17 protein-coding genes are annotated in these 15,186 nt (G+C 36.9%); 6 read left to right on the top strand and 11 right to left on the bottom strand.

What is annotated here, in order from left to right:
* Position 1 precedes the first annotated feature (1 nt).
* The 3 genes from qoxC to HXV90_RS16175 all read left to right on the top strand — a co-directional run bounded on the left by qoxC (position 2) and on the right by HXV90_RS16175 (position 1,990).
* Entirely contained in the window at positions 2 to 601 is a 600-nt protein-coding gene (gene qoxC / locus HXV90_RS16165; protein ID WP_016991860.1) for a cytochrome aa3 quinol oxidase subunit III, read from the top strand.
* Positions 601 to 885, top strand: a complete 285-nt coding sequence (qoxD, locus tag HXV90_RS16170) for a cytochrome aa3 quinol oxidase subunit IV (RefSeq protein WP_004226585.1) — start codon at positions 601 to 603, stop codon at positions 883 to 885. Before qoxC ends, qoxD begins: the two co-directional genes overlap by 1 nt.
* A gap of 247 nt (positions 886 to 1,132) precedes the next feature.
* Positions 1,133 to 1,990, top strand: a complete 858-nt coding sequence (locus HXV90_RS16175) for a DUF6612 family protein (protein WP_048395106.1) — start codon at positions 1,133 to 1,135, stop codon at positions 1,988 to 1,990.
* A 61-nt stretch (positions 1,991 to 2,051) separates the two neighbouring features.
* Here HXV90_RS16175 and HXV90_RS16180 read toward each other — a convergent pair whose 3' ends face one another.
* From HXV90_RS16180 to HXV90_RS16210, 7 genes are all read right to left on the bottom strand, one after another.
* On the bottom strand, positions 2,052 to 2,471 hold the full coding sequence (locus tag HXV90_RS16180) for a universal stress protein (RefSeq protein ID WP_048395104.1): 420 nt from the start codon (positions 2,469 to 2,471) through the stop codon (positions 2,052 to 2,054).
* Between the two features lie 50 nt (positions 2,472 to 2,521).
* Complete coding sequence (locus HXV90_RS16185) at positions 2,522 to 3,598, bottom strand: PQQ-dependent sugar dehydrogenase (protein WP_269897593.1); 1,077 nt, start codon at positions 3,596 to 3,598, stop codon at positions 2,522 to 2,524.
* 44 nt (positions 3,599 to 3,642) lie between these two features.
* Positions 3,643 to 3,804 carry a hypothetical protein gene (locus HXV90_RS16190; RefSeq protein WP_269897594.1) on the bottom strand — a complete coding sequence of 54 codons (162 nt, stop codon included), beginning with the start codon at positions 3,802 to 3,804 and terminating at the stop codon, positions 3,643 to 3,645.
* Between the two features lie 151 nt (positions 3,805 to 3,955).
* On the bottom strand, positions 3,956 to 4,372 hold the full coding sequence (locus tag HXV90_RS16195; RefSeq protein ID WP_048395101.1) for a YugN family protein: 417 nt from the start codon (positions 4,370 to 4,372) through the stop codon (positions 3,956 to 3,958).
* Positions 4,373 to 4,508: 136 nt separating this feature from the next.
* Positions 4,509 to 5,462: an alpha/beta hydrolase gene (locus HXV90_RS16200; RefSeq protein ID WP_269897595.1), complete on the bottom strand. Its 954-nt coding sequence runs from the start codon at positions 5,460 to 5,462 to the stop codon at positions 4,509 to 4,511.
* Positions 5,463 to 5,493: 31 nt separating this feature from the next.
* Positions 5,494 to 6,225 carry an SDR family NAD(P)-dependent oxidoreductase gene (locus HXV90_RS16205; RefSeq protein WP_269899043.1) on the bottom strand — a complete coding sequence of 244 codons (732 nt, stop codon included), beginning with the start codon at positions 6,223 to 6,225 and terminating at the stop codon, positions 5,494 to 5,496.
* A gap of 20 nt (positions 6,226 to 6,245) precedes the next feature.
* Positions 6,246 to 7,871, bottom strand: coding sequence for a flavin-containing monooxygenase (locus HXV90_RS16210; protein ID WP_269897596.1), 1,626 nt, complete (start codon positions 7,869 to 7,871; stop codon positions 6,246 to 6,248).
* Positions 7,872 to 7,997: 126 nt separating this feature from the next.
* Here HXV90_RS16210 and HXV90_RS16215 point away from each other — a divergent pair, with 126 nt between their 5' ends.
* Positions 7,998 to 8,693, top strand: a complete 696-nt coding sequence (locus HXV90_RS16215; protein ID WP_269897597.1) for a response regulator transcription factor — start codon at positions 7,998 to 8,000, stop codon at positions 8,691 to 8,693.
* A 67-nt stretch (positions 8,694 to 8,760) separates the two neighbouring features.
* On the opposite strand, the gene HXV90_RS16220 is transcribed toward HXV90_RS16215, so the two are convergent.
* From HXV90_RS16220 to HXV90_RS16235, 4 genes are all read right to left on the bottom strand, one after another.
* Complete coding sequence (locus tag HXV90_RS16220; protein ID WP_048395093.1) at positions 8,761 to 9,222, bottom strand: SAM-dependent methyltransferase; 462 nt, start codon at positions 9,220 to 9,222, stop codon at positions 8,761 to 8,763.
* A 91-nt stretch (positions 9,223 to 9,313) separates the two neighbouring features.
* On the bottom strand, positions 9,314 to 10,504 hold the full coding sequence (locus HXV90_RS16225; protein ID WP_269897598.1) for a Ger(x)C family spore germination protein: 1,191 nt from the start codon (positions 10,502 to 10,504) through the stop codon (positions 9,314 to 9,316).
* A complete protein-coding gene (locus HXV90_RS16230; RefSeq protein WP_269897599.1) occupies positions 10,501 to 11,598 on the bottom strand; it encodes a spore germination protein in 1,098 nt (365 codons plus the stop codon). The genes HXV90_RS16225 and HXV90_RS16230 overlap by 4 nt, the downstream gene beginning before the upstream one ends.
* 21 nt (positions 11,599 to 11,619) lie before the next feature.
* Positions 11,620 to 13,149, bottom strand: a complete 1,530-nt coding sequence (locus HXV90_RS16235; RefSeq protein ID WP_412758714.1) for a spore germination protein — start codon at positions 13,147 to 13,149, stop codon at positions 11,620 to 11,622.
* A 362-nt stretch (positions 13,150 to 13,511) separates the two neighbouring features.
* Here HXV90_RS16235 and HXV90_RS16240 point away from each other — a divergent pair, with 362 nt between their 5' ends.
* Entirely contained in the window at positions 13,512 to 14,516 is a 1,005-nt protein-coding gene (locus HXV90_RS16240) for a nucleoid-associated protein (RefSeq protein ID WP_269897601.1), read from the top strand.
* 381 nt (positions 14,517 to 14,897) lie between these two features.
* Positions 14,898 to 15,173 carry a hypothetical protein gene (locus HXV90_RS16245; protein WP_269897602.1) on the top strand — a complete coding sequence of 92 codons (276 nt, stop codon included), beginning with the start codon at positions 14,898 to 14,900 and terminating at the stop codon, positions 15,171 to 15,173.
* Positions 15,174 to 15,186: the final 13 nt, after the last annotated feature.

The raw sequence follows: 15,186 nt of genomic DNA on the forward strand, positions 1-15,186 counted from the left end.
TATGAAAATCGATTCTTCACTTCCATTAGAATATAGTACAGAGGAAAACCGTCTAAAAATCTTTGGTTTTTGGATTTTCCTTGGCGCCGAAATCGTGTTATTTGCCACTTTATTTACTGTGTATTTCACACTTCATACACGTACAGGTAGTGGACCAGATGGTGCCGAGATTTTTGAATTAACTCCCGTTCTATGGGAAACATTCTTATTATTAACAAGTAGTTTCACAATTGGTCTTGGTGTTCATGCAATGCGTATTGGTCGTAAAAAAGCGATGATGACATTCTTTATCATCACTCTATTACTAGGCCTTGGCTTCTTAGCTATTGAGATTGATGAATTTGTCACATATGTACACGAAGGTGCGACGATTCAAACAAGCGCATTCTTATCGTCATTAATGACTTTACTTGGAACGCACGGTGCCCACGTAACATTTGGTTTCTTCTGGGGCGTAGCTATTTTAATCCAAGTAGCGAAACGTGGCTTAAACCCACAAACGGCTAATAAAGCGTTTATCTTCTCACTGTACTGGCATTTCCTAGACGTTGTTTGGATTTTCATCTTCAGCTTCGTCTACTTGAAAGGACTGATTAGCTGATGAAGGAATTATTCCCAAAACAACATGTGATGGGCTTCGGCTTCTCACTATTACTAACAATCGTAGCTTTAGCAGTTGTAAAATTTGATATGTCTCTTAATATGGCATTTGGAATTTTACTAGTAACTGCTCTTGCACAGGCAACTGTACAATTAGTATTATTCATGCACATCGGTGAATCTGAAGATAAAAAAACGTTATATACAACAATTTTATACTCAGTATTCGTAGGTGTTGTGACAATCATTGGTACATTATTTGCTATGATCTGGGGTTATAATTGATCCATTACACTATGGTGTAAGCAAAAGGCTGTCTGTACTTATCGTCCTTGTACGATAAGTTCATGACAGCTTTTTTGTTTTATTCCTATTCATTTGGTAATTATCACGTTTAAAGATTACAAAAGTAGGAGTAATGTTATTTTTTTAATAAAAAAGTAGTTCTTTTCTAACAATTTATGAAACTTTTCCTTTTTTAGTGCGTATAGTAGTAGATAGTGTTTTTTACCAAGAATAGGAGATGAAAGTAATGAAGAAAATTTTTAAAGTATTAGCAGTCGGAACACTAGCGTTGACACTTGCCGCTTGTAATTCAAGCGCTACGCCTACGAAAGACACAACTAATAAAAGCAAACTCACTTTAGAACAAGTGTATGACAAAGCAGTAGATCGCCAGGCTGATATTCAAAGTGCAAGTGCTAAAATGGATATGACACAGGTGACAAAGGTTGGGTCTGGTGAAGAAGCAATGGAGTTTTCAATCGACTCCAAAATGGAGATGGATATCATCGTTGATCCACTTGCAATGCATTTATCAGGATCTATGACAATGCCTGATATGATGAATGAAGGTAAAGAAACAATGGACATGCCAATTGAAATGTATATGAAAAAAGATGCAGGCTTATTTATGAAGGATTCGACAACAGATAGCTGGTTAAAGCTCCCTGATGAGAACTTTGATGCTATATTAGATCAAACGGCGGCTTCTGCTGATGCGAAGGAACAGCTAGAACAATTGAAAAAATTCATTAAGGACTTTACATTTGAACAAACGGATGATGAATACGTCCTTACATTAGATGCAAAAGGCGATAAATTCAAAGAACTAATCGATTCTGAGATTAATAAATCTATGCAAGAAATGGGTCTAGAAGAAAATCCAATGGATCAACTATCAATTGAAAAAATTAACTACGTACTACACATCGATAAAGAGACTTTCGATACGAACAAAATGGATATGAATTTTGACTTAAAAATGGCCGTAGAAGGTGACGAATTGTTAATGAATACAAAATCAGTCGTTACGTATACTGAATTTAATCATCTAAAAACAATCGATATACCTCAAAGCATTATTGATAACGCTCAAACATTCCAATAAAAAAAGAGCCTGCTTGTCTACTAGCACAAGCAGGTTCTTTTACTCTCAACTATTTTAACAACTAACGAACAATCAACACATCACAAAGCGCATGACGTACGACTTTCTCTGCCACAGAGCCTAACATCATTTTCTCCATACGATTTAATCCAGTTGCACCGCAAACAATTAAATCAACCTGAGGTAACTGTGTTAAAATGCCTTTTGGTGAACCTGTTTCTACAATGGATTCGACCTCTTTGACTCCTGTCTGTAATGCCTCTTTTTCTAGCTTTTCCATTTTAAGAATGTTTTCCTTCTTCAATTCCTCGGCATATTTTAAGTCATATGCTGAAACTGCTCCAAACGATTTTGTATCAATGACATTCACCAATTGCAAAATAGCATTGTGTTCCTTTGCTAATTGACTAGCTCGCTCCAATGCTTTTAATGATTGTTCTGAGAAATCAATTGCTACTGCGATCTTAAGATAGTTTGCCATGTTTGTCCTCCCCATTCATCCTACCATTCCATGTTTTCTCAAATATTATATCACAATGGCGTTCGATATAGTTTATCATCCTGAGGTTGCGGATTTCCACGACCATCTGTATTATTGCTAATAAAATAAAGAAATTTTTCATCCACAAAGACATCACGAATTCTACCAAATTCTGATAGTAATTCATTGTGTTTGTTCTTATTTATATCAAAAGCTAGGACTGCTTTGCCTCTTAGGGCAGCGACATATAATTGATCATTTACAATAGCAATGCCTGATGGTGCCCATGTGATAGAAGAACTGGATGTAAAAAGAGGTGTTATCATCCCCTGCTCTTTCTCCATTCCTTCAATAAGAGGCCAGCCATAATTCTTCCCCTTCTCAATGATATTAATTTCATCATTTCCTGCATTGCCATGCTCACTGGCATACATCGTACCATCATTAGACCATGTTAAGCCTTGTGGATTTCGATGTCCATAGCTGTATATATAGGATTGAGGAAAAGGATTATCATTCGGTATGGTGCCATCCAAATTGATGCGCAAAATTTTCCCTTCTAAAGCTTCCACATCCTGTGCTAAAGAAGGTTGTGTTGCATCTCCTACCGTTGCATACAGCTTGCCGTCAGGACCTATTTTCAAACGTCCCCCATGATGGTATGTACCACTCTTTATTCGATCCATAATAAGATCCTGTTCGAGCCATTTATTATCGTTAAACGTTAACGTAACAATTCGATTAAATTGTTCCTCTTCCTCGACATACGTATAATACGCATAGGCAACTTGACTAGTAGGAAAATTAGGTGCTAACACAAATCCCATCATACCAGCTTCTGGAGCAGTTGATAGCTCCTTTTTCAGGATAATCTGCTGCCTATCAACGCCCCCTTCCGCAATCTTTACAATACTTCCTGGCCTTTCTGCTATATAAAAGACATCTCCACTTTTTTGAATCGACCAAGGTGTCTGCAATTGATCTGCTATTATTTCGATAGAGGAATTCATGGCATCTATAGCGTGATTTTCCTCACTTTCTAACCTATTATCGTTATTATCCTTCGTTGACGTACAAGCAACACATAGAATCATCGTTAGCAGTATTAAAGGTATGTAACGTCTCATGATTAATCATCCTCTCATTTATGAAAAATAGAAAGAGACGCCACCTAGACGCCTCTTTTACTTTTTATACTTTCAAACAGGATTATTTCACCAAATGTTCTTGTTTTCTTTAACACCTCTAGAAAGGCTTCTTTACGATGGATGAGTCGTTCTTGGTGCAATTTCTGATAGGAATGCTGAAAATCATCTATAGCTATTTTATCCATAAACTCACCTCATATAGTAGTACGTGCTAATACCATTATAATGTTGGAAAATTCTTACGACAATTCTATTTATATTTTTGATTATATGTTCCCAAAATAAAAAGGATAAAAGACATATAATTTCTTGCAGCAGCTATTTAAATTTATCTAACTAATGAATGAAAAATGGTAGTACTTTTTCTTCCACAGCTTGTTCACCTGCTTGAATCCATCTACTTTTATCATGAATGTATCCATCTTTATCAAGCGGAGTTTGAAATTGACTAACACCAGTTGCATCTAGTAAGGAGCCCTCATCATAATCTAGACCAATATTCTCAACATGCTTAATGACAAATGGCTTTTGAAAACGAATTTGAGCATCTTCATTATCAAGCTCTCCTGATGTGACGATAAAAGGGACACGTAAATAAATAGTTTCTCCTGCCTCTTTCCATAAAACCGAGTCAAAGCTTCCTTTATAGTACTCCCAATTCCCGCCGATCGTGAAACCCCGATCGGCAATTTTATCTCGTAAATAGCCAAATCCTATCTCTTTTCCAACGATTTTTGAATCAAATTGTAACAATTTATCTTCTCCTCCTTTCACTCGATAAAAGTTTAACCTAAAAGACGATATTACAAACTAGCTAAGAGATCATTTTGCTGAACAAAAAAATCCCGAAACCTGAGTAGATTATGGTTTCGGGATTTTCGTAAATTTTTTATAAAGGCACTGAAATATTTCGATGTAACACATATTTAGCAGCTTCTACATACTCTGTGACAGCTCTTTGACTGACTGTGGCTGTAGGAACAATACTCTCAAAGCCATGATAGCAGCCTGGGTATAAGTGGAATTCAACATCTACTCCAGCCTGACATAGCTTGGTTACATATTGTAAAGTCTCATCACGAAATGGATCAAGTTGACCAACACATGTATAAGTAAATGGTAAACCTGATAAATCATCCGCTCTAGCTGCGGCAGCATATGGTGGTACATTGTCGCTACCATTTTCTCCATTCAAATACATTTCCCATCCCTTTTGATTGAGTGAGTGGTTCCAGATCATATGTCCCGTAATTTCTAATGAAGATGGGGTATTATTGCGATCATCAATCATTGGATAGAGCGGCATTTGGAAACTAAGCTTCGGATAATTTCGATCGCGTGTAAGTAGTGCAAGTGCAGCTGTGAGCCCACCGCCAGCACTTGCTCCAGCAATCCCTAAACGGGTAGGATCTATCCCTAATTCATCCGCATGATCTGCTACCCATTTTAACGCTGTATAGCAATCTTCAAGCGGAGCTGGATAAGGATGTTCAGGCGCAAGTCGATAGTCTACAGATACTACAACACAATTCGCTTCATTGACAAAACGCTGACAAAGCACATCATCACCCTCTGGTGCTCCTAAGACATAGCCTCCACCATGAATCCATAGCAGGCCTGGGTATATTTCCTTTTGCTCTTTTGACTTATAAATACGAAGACGAAGAGAATCATTATTATCAGGCCCTTGAATGACTTTATTTTCTACTATGATGTGCTCTTCAATTGGAGCTGGCACAGCAACGGCTGCCATTCCTTCTCTTGTAGCTTGTACATTATCCAAATCTAATGGGGGAAAAATTGCTAACGTTTCTTTTAGTTCTGAATCAATACGATGTTCCATTAAAATCCTTCCTCTCTTATTTAAAATGTTTTTACGATGTTAAACCGCCATCAATTGGGACGACAGCACCATTCACATAAGAAGCTTCCTGCGAAATTAAGAAAGCGATTACATTTGCGATTTCAGTAGGGTCTGCTAATCTACGTAATGGTCCATTTTCTTCTGGACTTGATGCCAATCCCTTTGTCATGTTTGTCCTCACGCCACCGGGACAAATTGCATTCACTCGAATCCCTTTAGGTCCATATTCCATGGCTGCCGTTTTAGTTAATCCAATTACACCATGCTTACTTGCAGCATAACCACCTAGATAGGGTTGTCCCTGTATACCAGCTGCTGAGGATGTATTCACAATGACACCTGATTGCTGTTGCTCCATTTCTTTTAATACATACTTTAAGCTGAGAAACGCCCCTTTAAGATTGACCGAGATTATTCTATCAAACGTTTCCTCTTCTAAATCTCCCAGTAGTGTAGGTGGGCTTAAAACACCTGCATTATTGATAAAAGCATCAATCCTGCCAAATGTTTCTTTTGCAGCGTCCACATATTTTTTGACATCATTGCTTTGTGAAACATCAGCTTGGACAAAAATTGCTTGTTGGTGATATTCCTTAACAGCATGTAGTGTGTCTTGTCCACTTTTTTCATCAAAATCCACTAAAACTAATGCTTTGCCCATAGTGGCAAGCAATTTTGCAGTATCTCTTCCTATACCACTTCCAGCACCTGTAATAATGACTACTTGTTGCTCCATATTGATATATGCTCCCCTCTCACGAACTATGATATTGATTTTAATTTCATTAACTTAAAGCCTACATAATTGTTTTGAGCCACCTCATTACAATGTTTTGTGTAATAATCAAATCCTCCTAGATAGATTAAAAAACTTCGAGGTTTGCCCTCAATATTGGCTCCCGTATACCAGGAATCACCTTTGACGTAGAGTGTTGCATTAGCAACATCTCGACAATGTGTGCTCCAAGCTTCCTCTGCTTCTATTGTTGGTTCCACAAGATCAATGTCATGCTCACGCAAATAATGCATGCACTCGGCAATCCATTCGACATGCTGCTCAATAGCAATCGGCATGTTCACGAGGACAGAAGGGCTTTCTGGTCCCGTAATCATAAATAAATTAGGAAAATCTGCTGTTGTGAGTCCAAGATAGGTTTGAACAGTTGCCCCATCCTTCCACTTCTCTTTTAATGACAAGCCATTCCTTCCTCGGATATCAATCTTAAATAATGGCCCTGTCATGCCATCATAGCCTGTTGCAAAAATGATGATCTCTAAATCAAAATGGTTATCCGCCGTTTGAATACCTTCTTCTGTTATTTTTTGAATAGGTGATTCTTTGACATCAACCAGTAAAACATTCTCCCTATTATAGGTTTCAAAATAATCGCTATCTAAAACCTGTCTTTTCGTGCCATACATATACTTAGGACATAGTTTTTCTGCAACCACAGGATCTTTCACAATCTGTCGTATTTTGGAGCGAATAAATTCTGCCGCTTTTTCATTGGACTGTTCATTCGTTAACAAGTCATGATAAGTAGCTGAGAAGGCAAAGCCACCTTGTGCCCAAGCTTTCTCAAAAACCGCCTGCCTCTTATCATCAAGTTCTTCCATTGCAGATTGCTGATTTTGTGCAAAAGGTGTACCTGAAACCGAATTTCTCATGGAACGTTTTATCGCTTCAAAATTTTTCTTCGTTTCTTTGATAAAGTCCTCTTCATATGCATGGTTACGAGCGGGAATCGTATATTGTGGAGTGCGTTGAAACACCGTTAACTGCTCTGCTTCTTTTGCAATAACAGGTATTGCCTGAATCCCGCTTGAGCCTGTCCCAATAATTCCTACACGCTTCCCAGTAAAATCAACCTTTTCATGTGGCCAATGCCCCGTGTGATACCATTTTCCGTTAAATTGTTGCAACCCCTGGATGTTAGGAACATTTGTTGCAGATAGACAGCCTATTCCTGTAATAAAGTACCTTGTTAAAATGTACTGCCCATCGTTTAGATGAATCATCCATTTATGTCGTTTTTCATCAAAATGAGCTGCAGTGACTCTTGTGTTAAATTGGATATCTGATCGCAATTGAAAACGATCGGCTACGTAATTTAAGTAGCGTAATATTTCCGCTTGCTCTGGAAATCTAGATGTCCAAGTCCATTCTTCATATAATTCTTTTGAAAATGTGTAGTTATAATAGATGCTTTCAATATCACATCTAGCACCAGGATAACGATTCCAATACCAAACACCACCTACACCATCTCCAGCCTCGTATACAATGGTTGAAAAGCCTTTACTCCTCAACTGATGTAGCATATACAGACCTGCAAACCCAGCCCCTAGAACAACTGCATCCACCTCTTTAATTGTTTGACTACTCACCTGTTGCTCCTCCTTACGCCAAAATAGAGAAATATGGCTTTACTTAGCTTAAATACTACAACTTACAGAAAATATTGAAAATTCCTTATTTTAAGCGTAGTATATACTTAAAAAAGGGGATAGGTCATGTCCAATCTTTATACCATTCAAAAACGTTTCGACACAGTACAAAGTTATGCCAACCATGAAGAGCTGTTGATACAGATTTTGCAGGTATATTTAGATGCTTTTCCTATCAAGGATGCCTATTTATTGAGGTATTCTCCAATAGGCTTTGTTGCAGAAGGAATCATTTTTTTAAATGAATCGGGTGGTAGTCATATCGGTGAAATTCGTGAGGAGATTCGTAGCTTCCCTATTATTTATGCTGCTATTGAAGATAAGAAGGCTAAATTTTGCACAGGAATGGACTATTTAAAAAATATCAGTATGAAATACTCTATTCCCTCGCAAAATAATACGTTTTTAATTGTCCCTATTTTCATTGGGTCATATGTTTTTGGCTATATTTGTAGTACTCAATTAGAAGAGGAAATCGATATAAATGATAAGCTGTTAGATGACATGACCACCTTTGGAAACATGATTGGACAGCTTATCATACAAGCTAGAAATAGCAAAAAAGAGGGCTTTCTGAGCAAGCGTGAATTAGAGGTAATGAGACAGGTAGCGCAGGGAGATAGTACAAAGGAAATAGCAGATGTTATGCAATTAAGTGAATTAACTATTACACAATATGTAAAATCTGCTATCAAAAAATTGCGTGCCAAAAATCGCTCTCATGCCATTAGCATTCTTTATCAAGAAGGAATCATTCTTTAAAAAATCAGGGGAGCATGCTACTCCCCTTTTTTAGTAACCCACAATTGTCTTCACTTTAACAATTTTATTACGCCCAGTAGGCCTTCATTAAATCTATTGACCACGCTGGCTGTTTAACATCCTCTTTAGGTAAAAATTCTTTCATTACAGGCTTTATATCTAGTATAGGTGTGCCATCTATGGCGTCTAGCCCTTGAACGATTAATCCTCTTGATTTGACCTCTAACAAGGCAACGATTGTACTTCCTAATTTATTGGGTCTATTTTTACCTCTTTGTGCGAAAATGCCAACCTCTGGATAATCATGATTATTTCTCGGATGTCTTGCCTCATATTGAATTTGATCGTCTGTAACCTTATCAAAATAAAAAATAATTTCTAGATGAGAAAAATCTTCTATTCCTTTTAAGGACGCCTCTTGGATATGATCAGCAAGTTCAATAGTTGAAATAATCTCTCCCCAATGATCATCTTTTAACATTTGCCGATTGTTACGAACGGTAGCGATTGATTGAATAGTATATTGCATGTCTTTTATCCCCCATCTTTTCGAATATCTACTATATGTCCTTTCATTTCAGTATAGACTAAATGGACAGAAAAAAAGATGATTAACGATGTTAATCACCTGACGTGCCATAATCCTTAATGGAAACATTCACTTCACATGTAATAGGAACCTCACTAAACGTTTGATCCCATTCTTTTTTTCTTTTTTGCCATACTTTCGGGTAATCGATTCTTAGTTTATTGCCAAACCCAGAAACATCTGTTTGAAATTCATGTTGCGTTTTATCTAGTGCTTTCCTCACTAATCGCTCTATCTCTTTTTCAAATACCTTCTCTGCTTTTTTCAAAAATTGATTGTCAAATGCTTTATCGGAGAGAACCCAATGTTCAGCAATTCTGCCCTCTGATTGAATTTTTATCGTAAAGGAGATTTGATCCTCTTTTACATGTGGAATAATTTTACTTTTAGCTGAAATAATTTCATACACAATAGGTGCTCCTGACTCCTCATCAAAGCCTTTGACAAGGCCACCTTTCGCATCGCCAGACATCCATGCAATTCCTTCTAGGTCACTCTCATTTAAAAATCCTCGTAGCTTTTTGGTTTTTCCTTCAATGATAGCAGCGCCTGCAAATTTTACTTCTCCATTTTCCGTACTCACATTTTGCAATAAAAAGCTAGAGTCTGAATACAGCTTCCCCTCTAGTTTGGCTACGGTCATCGGAGGCAAAATTTTTGTCGTCCTTTCATGTCCCTCCATCATTTCTACTAATTGAAAGGCAGGAATTTTAGTTGGTTCATTTGTTTCAAGTGCCTGACTTGCCTGATCCTGAGCAATAAAGAGCAGTCCACTCGGCCGTATTTCTAATTCTCTTAGAAAAAAATCCAACGTTTGTTGGAGATTGATAGTACTAGCTAATTCCTCACCGATAATAATTACTTTGGAATGTTCAGCAAAGGAACGTTTATCAACCTTTAACAGCATATTTCGTAAAGTTGGTAACACCGCATCACCTGTCTCAGAAACATTTTTATACGCTTTTTCTGGCAATGCTCCCTCTTTTGTTCCAGAAACCGTAGTCTCTGACGTAACAAATTGATTGGTAATTGTTAGCAACTGTCTGTTTGCATACCTAGCATCTTGTTGCTCTTCAGAGGAAACATCACCCGTCTCTAAATCCAATGATGTACCTACAATAAGGCCTAAATCCTCAATCTCTTTACTACTCCAACAGCCAGTAAGAAGTAAGGTTACCGTTGCAACTAGAAGTAAACGTACACAACACTGTATTCGCTTCATGCTTTCTTTCCTTTCAATTTCGAAATAAGGAGTAAGGTTATCGGTACTACACCAAATAAAATTAATGTAGCATGACCAATCTTATCGCCAAATGTAAATAGATCGTTAATATTTTTAGGTGTCATCGCAATAATGTAAATAATCGGAAGTAGCCCGTATAAGAAGGGATGCATATTTTTCTTAAACAGTTGGGCTAATCCTAAAGTAGCGGCATAATAAGTAATCGTAAAGGTAGCAAAGATTTGCATAATCCAAATTACAAGAAGAAATGACTCAAAGCGTTCAAAAATTAAACCAGGGATTTCAAAACTTCGCATTAATTCAATTGTTGGCCAAGTCCTTGTTAAAACACCCTCAATGGATAGAGCACCAATGACCATCACAACCGTGATGACATAAAAGAGCAAGGGTATGGCTATACCCGCCAGTACAACCTTTACAGCTTTTGATTTATCTGAGGGGTACATAAATGCCACAAGTAGTAGCATAATTTCAGGCCCTAAAAATGCTAGTGTCGCTGTTTTTATTCCCTTTAACATCGGAACAACGCCCAGACCGAGTACTGGTCTCAAATTATCGATTTCAAAAATCCCTAAACTTAAAAAGGCCACAAGTAAAAAAATAACAAAGGTAATAGGAAAAATGATTTCAAATAAACGAGCGATTGTGTTGATGCCACCGCTTATTAAGTAAAGTCCAACCCATAAAAAAGGCAAAATAATCGCCCAAGTGGGGGTTCCTTCTAATAAGAAGAGAGAAGTTACTTCAGCCATGATGCGAACTTCAAAGGCAGAAATGGTAAAAAAGTAGGCAATTACACACGCACTTATAAACCAGCCTAACCACTTCCCTATGATATCTTGATTATATTGATAAAATGTTTTGTCAGGGTATTGCTGGCTTAGCTTCACAATGATTACACCTGCAATCATTGCAACGACTCCACCTAAAAATACACTAATCCAAACATCTGGCGTTTTTACTTTTTCTACAGATGCACGAGGTAAAGTAAGAATCCCAGTGGCAAGAATATAGTTAATAATAATAACAACTGCTTGTGACGTCGTTATTTTATCTTTCATACTGCTGTTCATGGCTGTTTTGCTCCCTTTCTCTTATTCCCCTTTGCGGACCGAATCTTTTGGCTTTAACAATCTAGGACGATGCTTCATCATCTTTAAGGGCATTCGCACCATAAAATCTTTCCAATCACCTGCTCGATACGGAATAGTTGGGCTCAAATATGATACACCGAAGCTCTTTAGCTTTACCAAATGACTGCAAAGGAATAAGAAAAATAGAATGATGCCATATAGTCCAAATAAAGCTGCGGAAAACATCGCCACAAAACGTAGCATTCTTAGCGTGATACCAGCATTATATTGAGGGATAGCAAAAGAGGAAATTGCTGTTAATGCAACCACAATGACCATGATTGGACTAACAATTCCTGCCTGTACGGCGGCTTCTCCAATAACAAGCCCTCCAACGATCCCCATTGTCGGACCAATCGGCTTCGGTAGACGAAGTCCTGCTTCTCGTAATATCTCAATAGCGACTTCCATAATGAGGGCTTCAATCAATGCTGGAAACGGTACCCCCTGCCTTGTTGCCATCATGGACAGCGCTAGTTTAGTGGGAATTAAACCTTGATGAAACGATACAAAAGCAATGTACAGGGATGGGGCAAATAAAGAGATGCCTGCAGCAAAATAGCGAAGCAAGCGAATAAGTGAGCTCGATAACCAACGTTCATAGTAATCCTCTGGTGATTGCAGTAGCATATTAAACGTGACTGGCACAATTAATGCAAAGGGAGTTCCATCTAAAAGAATTGCGACTCGTCCCTCTAGTAAAGCAGCAATAACCCGATCAGGACGCTCGGTACTCTGCACTTGCGAAAATGGGCTGAGGTAATCATCCTCAATCAATTGCTCAATATATCCTGATTCAGCAACATCATCCAAATGGATTGTTTCAATTCGTTCCTTCACCTCTTTGACAAGATTAGGCTGCACAATTTCATCTATATAGGCTAAAACCAACTCTTTTTTCGTACGTTCGCCTACTTCCATCTCGATAATCGATAAATTTCGATTCTCACCATGCTGTCTTAATAAAGAGGTATTCACACTTAATTTTTCCGTGAAGCCCACTCTTGGTCCACGTACCATTGCTTCAGAAACAGGCTCCTCAAGATTTCGAGTTTTGCCATGTGCCGTACCAATGATAAATACATTCTGTATGCCATCCACAATTAATACAGTGGAACCAGTTAATACTTTCCCAACAGCTTTCATGACTTTCGATTCCTCTAGCAGTTCACTCACTGGTAGGATTTCATTTCTAATTGATTGTTGTAATTCATGACCTCTTAAAACAGACGACTTTTTTGTATGTCCATTCATTAATGATTTCAAAATATGTTTGTCAATTAATTCTTTATCGCATAATCCTTTAAGAAAAACGATCGCTGCACGATTATCCGTATTTCCTATTTGAAATTCTCTAAAATGAATATCCCAATTATGGCCAAGTTCTTTCCTCATTTGTAAAAGATCTTTATTAAAATCTCCTGTAAATTGCTCTAACGTTTTTTGAATAGGTATGTGTACCATCTCAACTTGTTCACTATTTTCTTTCATCTCAATTTTGCCATTGCTCTTATTAACAAATAAAAAAACATGGAACAATTTATAAATTAAATATGGAATAAAAAACGCTAAAAAGCCTTGTAAAAAAACTTGCCAATGTGGCATGTAGGAAATCACCTTTTCCCACATATTGATCACCCTCTTTAGTACACTTGTACAGAGTATCCCTACATGTTTTTATCTTTATCTAAGCAGCAGTATTTTAAACTTCCAATCCTCAACATTCTTTCATAATAAGACACTAACATTCGGTGACCATAACAAAACCAGCCTTAAATGAGTACTGGTACTTATAAAAGCAATCTTTAGCTTATGGTATACTAGCTACTATGAAAAATTAGAAGGTGAAATTTATGCTAGAAGTCAGTGAAAGTAAATTAACACAATATAGTCTGCATTTTTTGAGTGAGACGCTTATTTTAGGAGAAGAAGTTTTTACACAACCTGAGGTCATATTAGAAGCAGCCTTTACACAGCTCGCTTTTAGTAAAATTGATGTGGAACAGCAATATGAATTTTTCCATGAAAGCAATATTGCACTCAATGAAGTTTTTACGTATTCAAGAGCTATTTTCGAACAGGGAAGTAACTTCCTAGAACACTCACAAAATATTGCCAAACACTTACATAGTGTGTCACAGCATCCTAACATCAAAAGCGGAGAACTGTTTATTGGCCTTTTTGAAAATTGTTTTCTATTAAATGAGGCTAAAAAGATTATCGCTATTGTCAAAATTGATGAAAAAGAAATGTTTTTAGATGTGAAAAATGAACACAATCAAATGATCGTGAACGGCGTGGATGGCATTAACGTTAAGAAAATTAATAATATGGCAATTATTGTTGATATGGGACCAGATCAATCTCCTGCCGTGTATATTAAAACAAAACGTAAAGAAGATATTGTTTATTGGCAAGAACGATTTTTAAAAATTAAGGCAGCGGATGAACATTATTATAAAACCAATTTAGCATTAACAGAATGTAAAAAATTCATTTTAAAGGAAGAAAATTATACAAGCACAGAAAAACTTGGGCTCTTGAATAAAACACTGGATTACTTTAGAAATGAAGAGGAGTTTCAAGTAAATCATTATATTGAAACTGTTTTTGAGCAAGCCGACACTACTCAAAAAGATATCATCATTAATTCGGTCAAACCCTATGAGACTATCATTTCTGATAGTGCGCTAGAAAAAGCTGAAAAGAAATACAAACGTAAAATCAAACTGGATTCCAATATTGAAATCCAAGTAAATATTCAACATATCGACCAAATAGATGAATTAATTGAAGTTGGCTATGATGAGGCAACGAATCGCAAATTCTATAAAATCTATTTCCAGGATGAACAGTAGAAGAGCTTGGATTAAACGGATGCAAGTTATCTTATGAGATTAAACATTAGAATGACAGCGTCTCTCCTAAAATCTTCAATTAGAAGAAAAAGAGCTTAAAACAGTATAACCTGCAATAATGCCTTAGTTCGTGCCCTTGAATTTTCTCTGGAAGCGCACTAATCCTTGTAAATCTTTGCTTCGATAATCAACCCTTTGCATGGTCTGTGCTGTAAATAATAGCTATTTTTCAAAGACTACAGATACTAAAACAGTGAGTCTTATCATGAATCCTCCACTCTTTAATTTCTTAAAATTTTTTTCAAAAAGTTAAAACTTTTTCAATTGGTAAAACGTCTAATAATTGGTAACAGAAGTTAACCTAAAGGAGAATTGATAAATATGAAAAAACCTGCTAAAAAAACATGGCTATTAGCTTCAGCATTAACACTTGGGATGGCTGTATTAACACCACTTCAAGCTGGTGCAACAGCTGTTGATACAACAAATAATGTAACGATTCAAATAGAACAAAAAATAACAGGTACCATTAAATATTTTGATGGTAGCAGCATTACCCTTAAAGGGACAGATGGAAAAAACTACTACATCGGTTTACACAATTTCTCAGATAAACAAATTGAGCAGTTAAAGCTAGCAGAGGGTCAGGAATTTTAGTTGAGGGTAGTAT

The organism is Lysinibacillus sp. JK80, from assembly GCF_027557635.1.
Classification (GTDB): Bacteria; Bacillota; Bacilli; order Bacillales_A; family Planococcaceae; genus Lysinibacillus; species Lysinibacillus capsici.

Coding starts and splice junctions, on each gene's coding strand:
- HXV90_RS16175 (WP_048395106.1), top strand. CDS start 1,133: ATGAAGAAAATTTTTAAAGTATTAGCAGTCGGAACACTAGCGTTGACA.
- HXV90_RS16180 (WP_048395104.1), bottom strand. CDS start 2,471: ATGGCAAACTATCTTAAGATCGCAGTAGCAATTGATTTCTCAGAACAA.
- HXV90_RS16235 (WP_412758714.1), bottom strand. CDS start 13,149: ATGAAAGAAAATAGTGAACAAGTTGAGATGGTACACATACCTATTCAA.
- qoxC (WP_016991860.1), top strand. CDS start 2: ATGAAAATCGATTCTTCACTTCCATTAGAATATAGTACAGAGGAAAAC.
- HXV90_RS16200 (WP_269897595.1), bottom strand. CDS start 5,462: ATGGAACATCGTATTGATTCAGAACTAAAAGAAACGTTAGCAATTTTT.
- HXV90_RS16220 (WP_048395093.1), bottom strand. CDS start 9,222: ATGCAATATACTATTCAATCAATCGCTACCGTTCGTAACAATCGGCAA.
- HXV90_RS16230 (WP_269897599.1), bottom strand. CDS start 11,598: ATGAACAGCAGTATGAAAGATAAAATAACGACGTCACAAGCAGTTGTT.
- HXV90_RS16190 (WP_269897594.1), bottom strand. CDS start 3,804: ATGGATAAAATAGCTATAGATGATTTTCAGCATTCCTATCAGAAATTG.
- HXV90_RS16245 (WP_269897602.1), top strand. CDS start 14,898: ATGAAAAAACCTGCTAAAAAAACATGGCTATTAGCTTCAGCATTAACA.
- HXV90_RS16240 (WP_269897601.1), top strand. CDS start 13,512: ATGCTAGAAGTCAGTGAAAGTAAATTAACACAATATAGTCTGCATTTT.
- HXV90_RS16185 (WP_269897593.1), bottom strand. CDS start 3,598: ATGAGACGTTACATACCTTTAATACTGCTAACGATGATTCTATGTGTT.
- qoxD (WP_004226585.1), top strand. CDS start 601: ATGAAGGAATTATTCCCAAAACAACATGTGATGGGCTTCGGCTTCTCA.
- HXV90_RS16225 (WP_269897598.1), bottom strand. CDS start 10,504: ATGAAGCGAATACAGTGTTGTGTACGTTTACTTCTAGTTGCAACGGTA.
- HXV90_RS16215 (WP_269897597.1), top strand. CDS start 7,998: ATGTCCAATCTTTATACCATTCAAAAACGTTTCGACACAGTACAAAGT.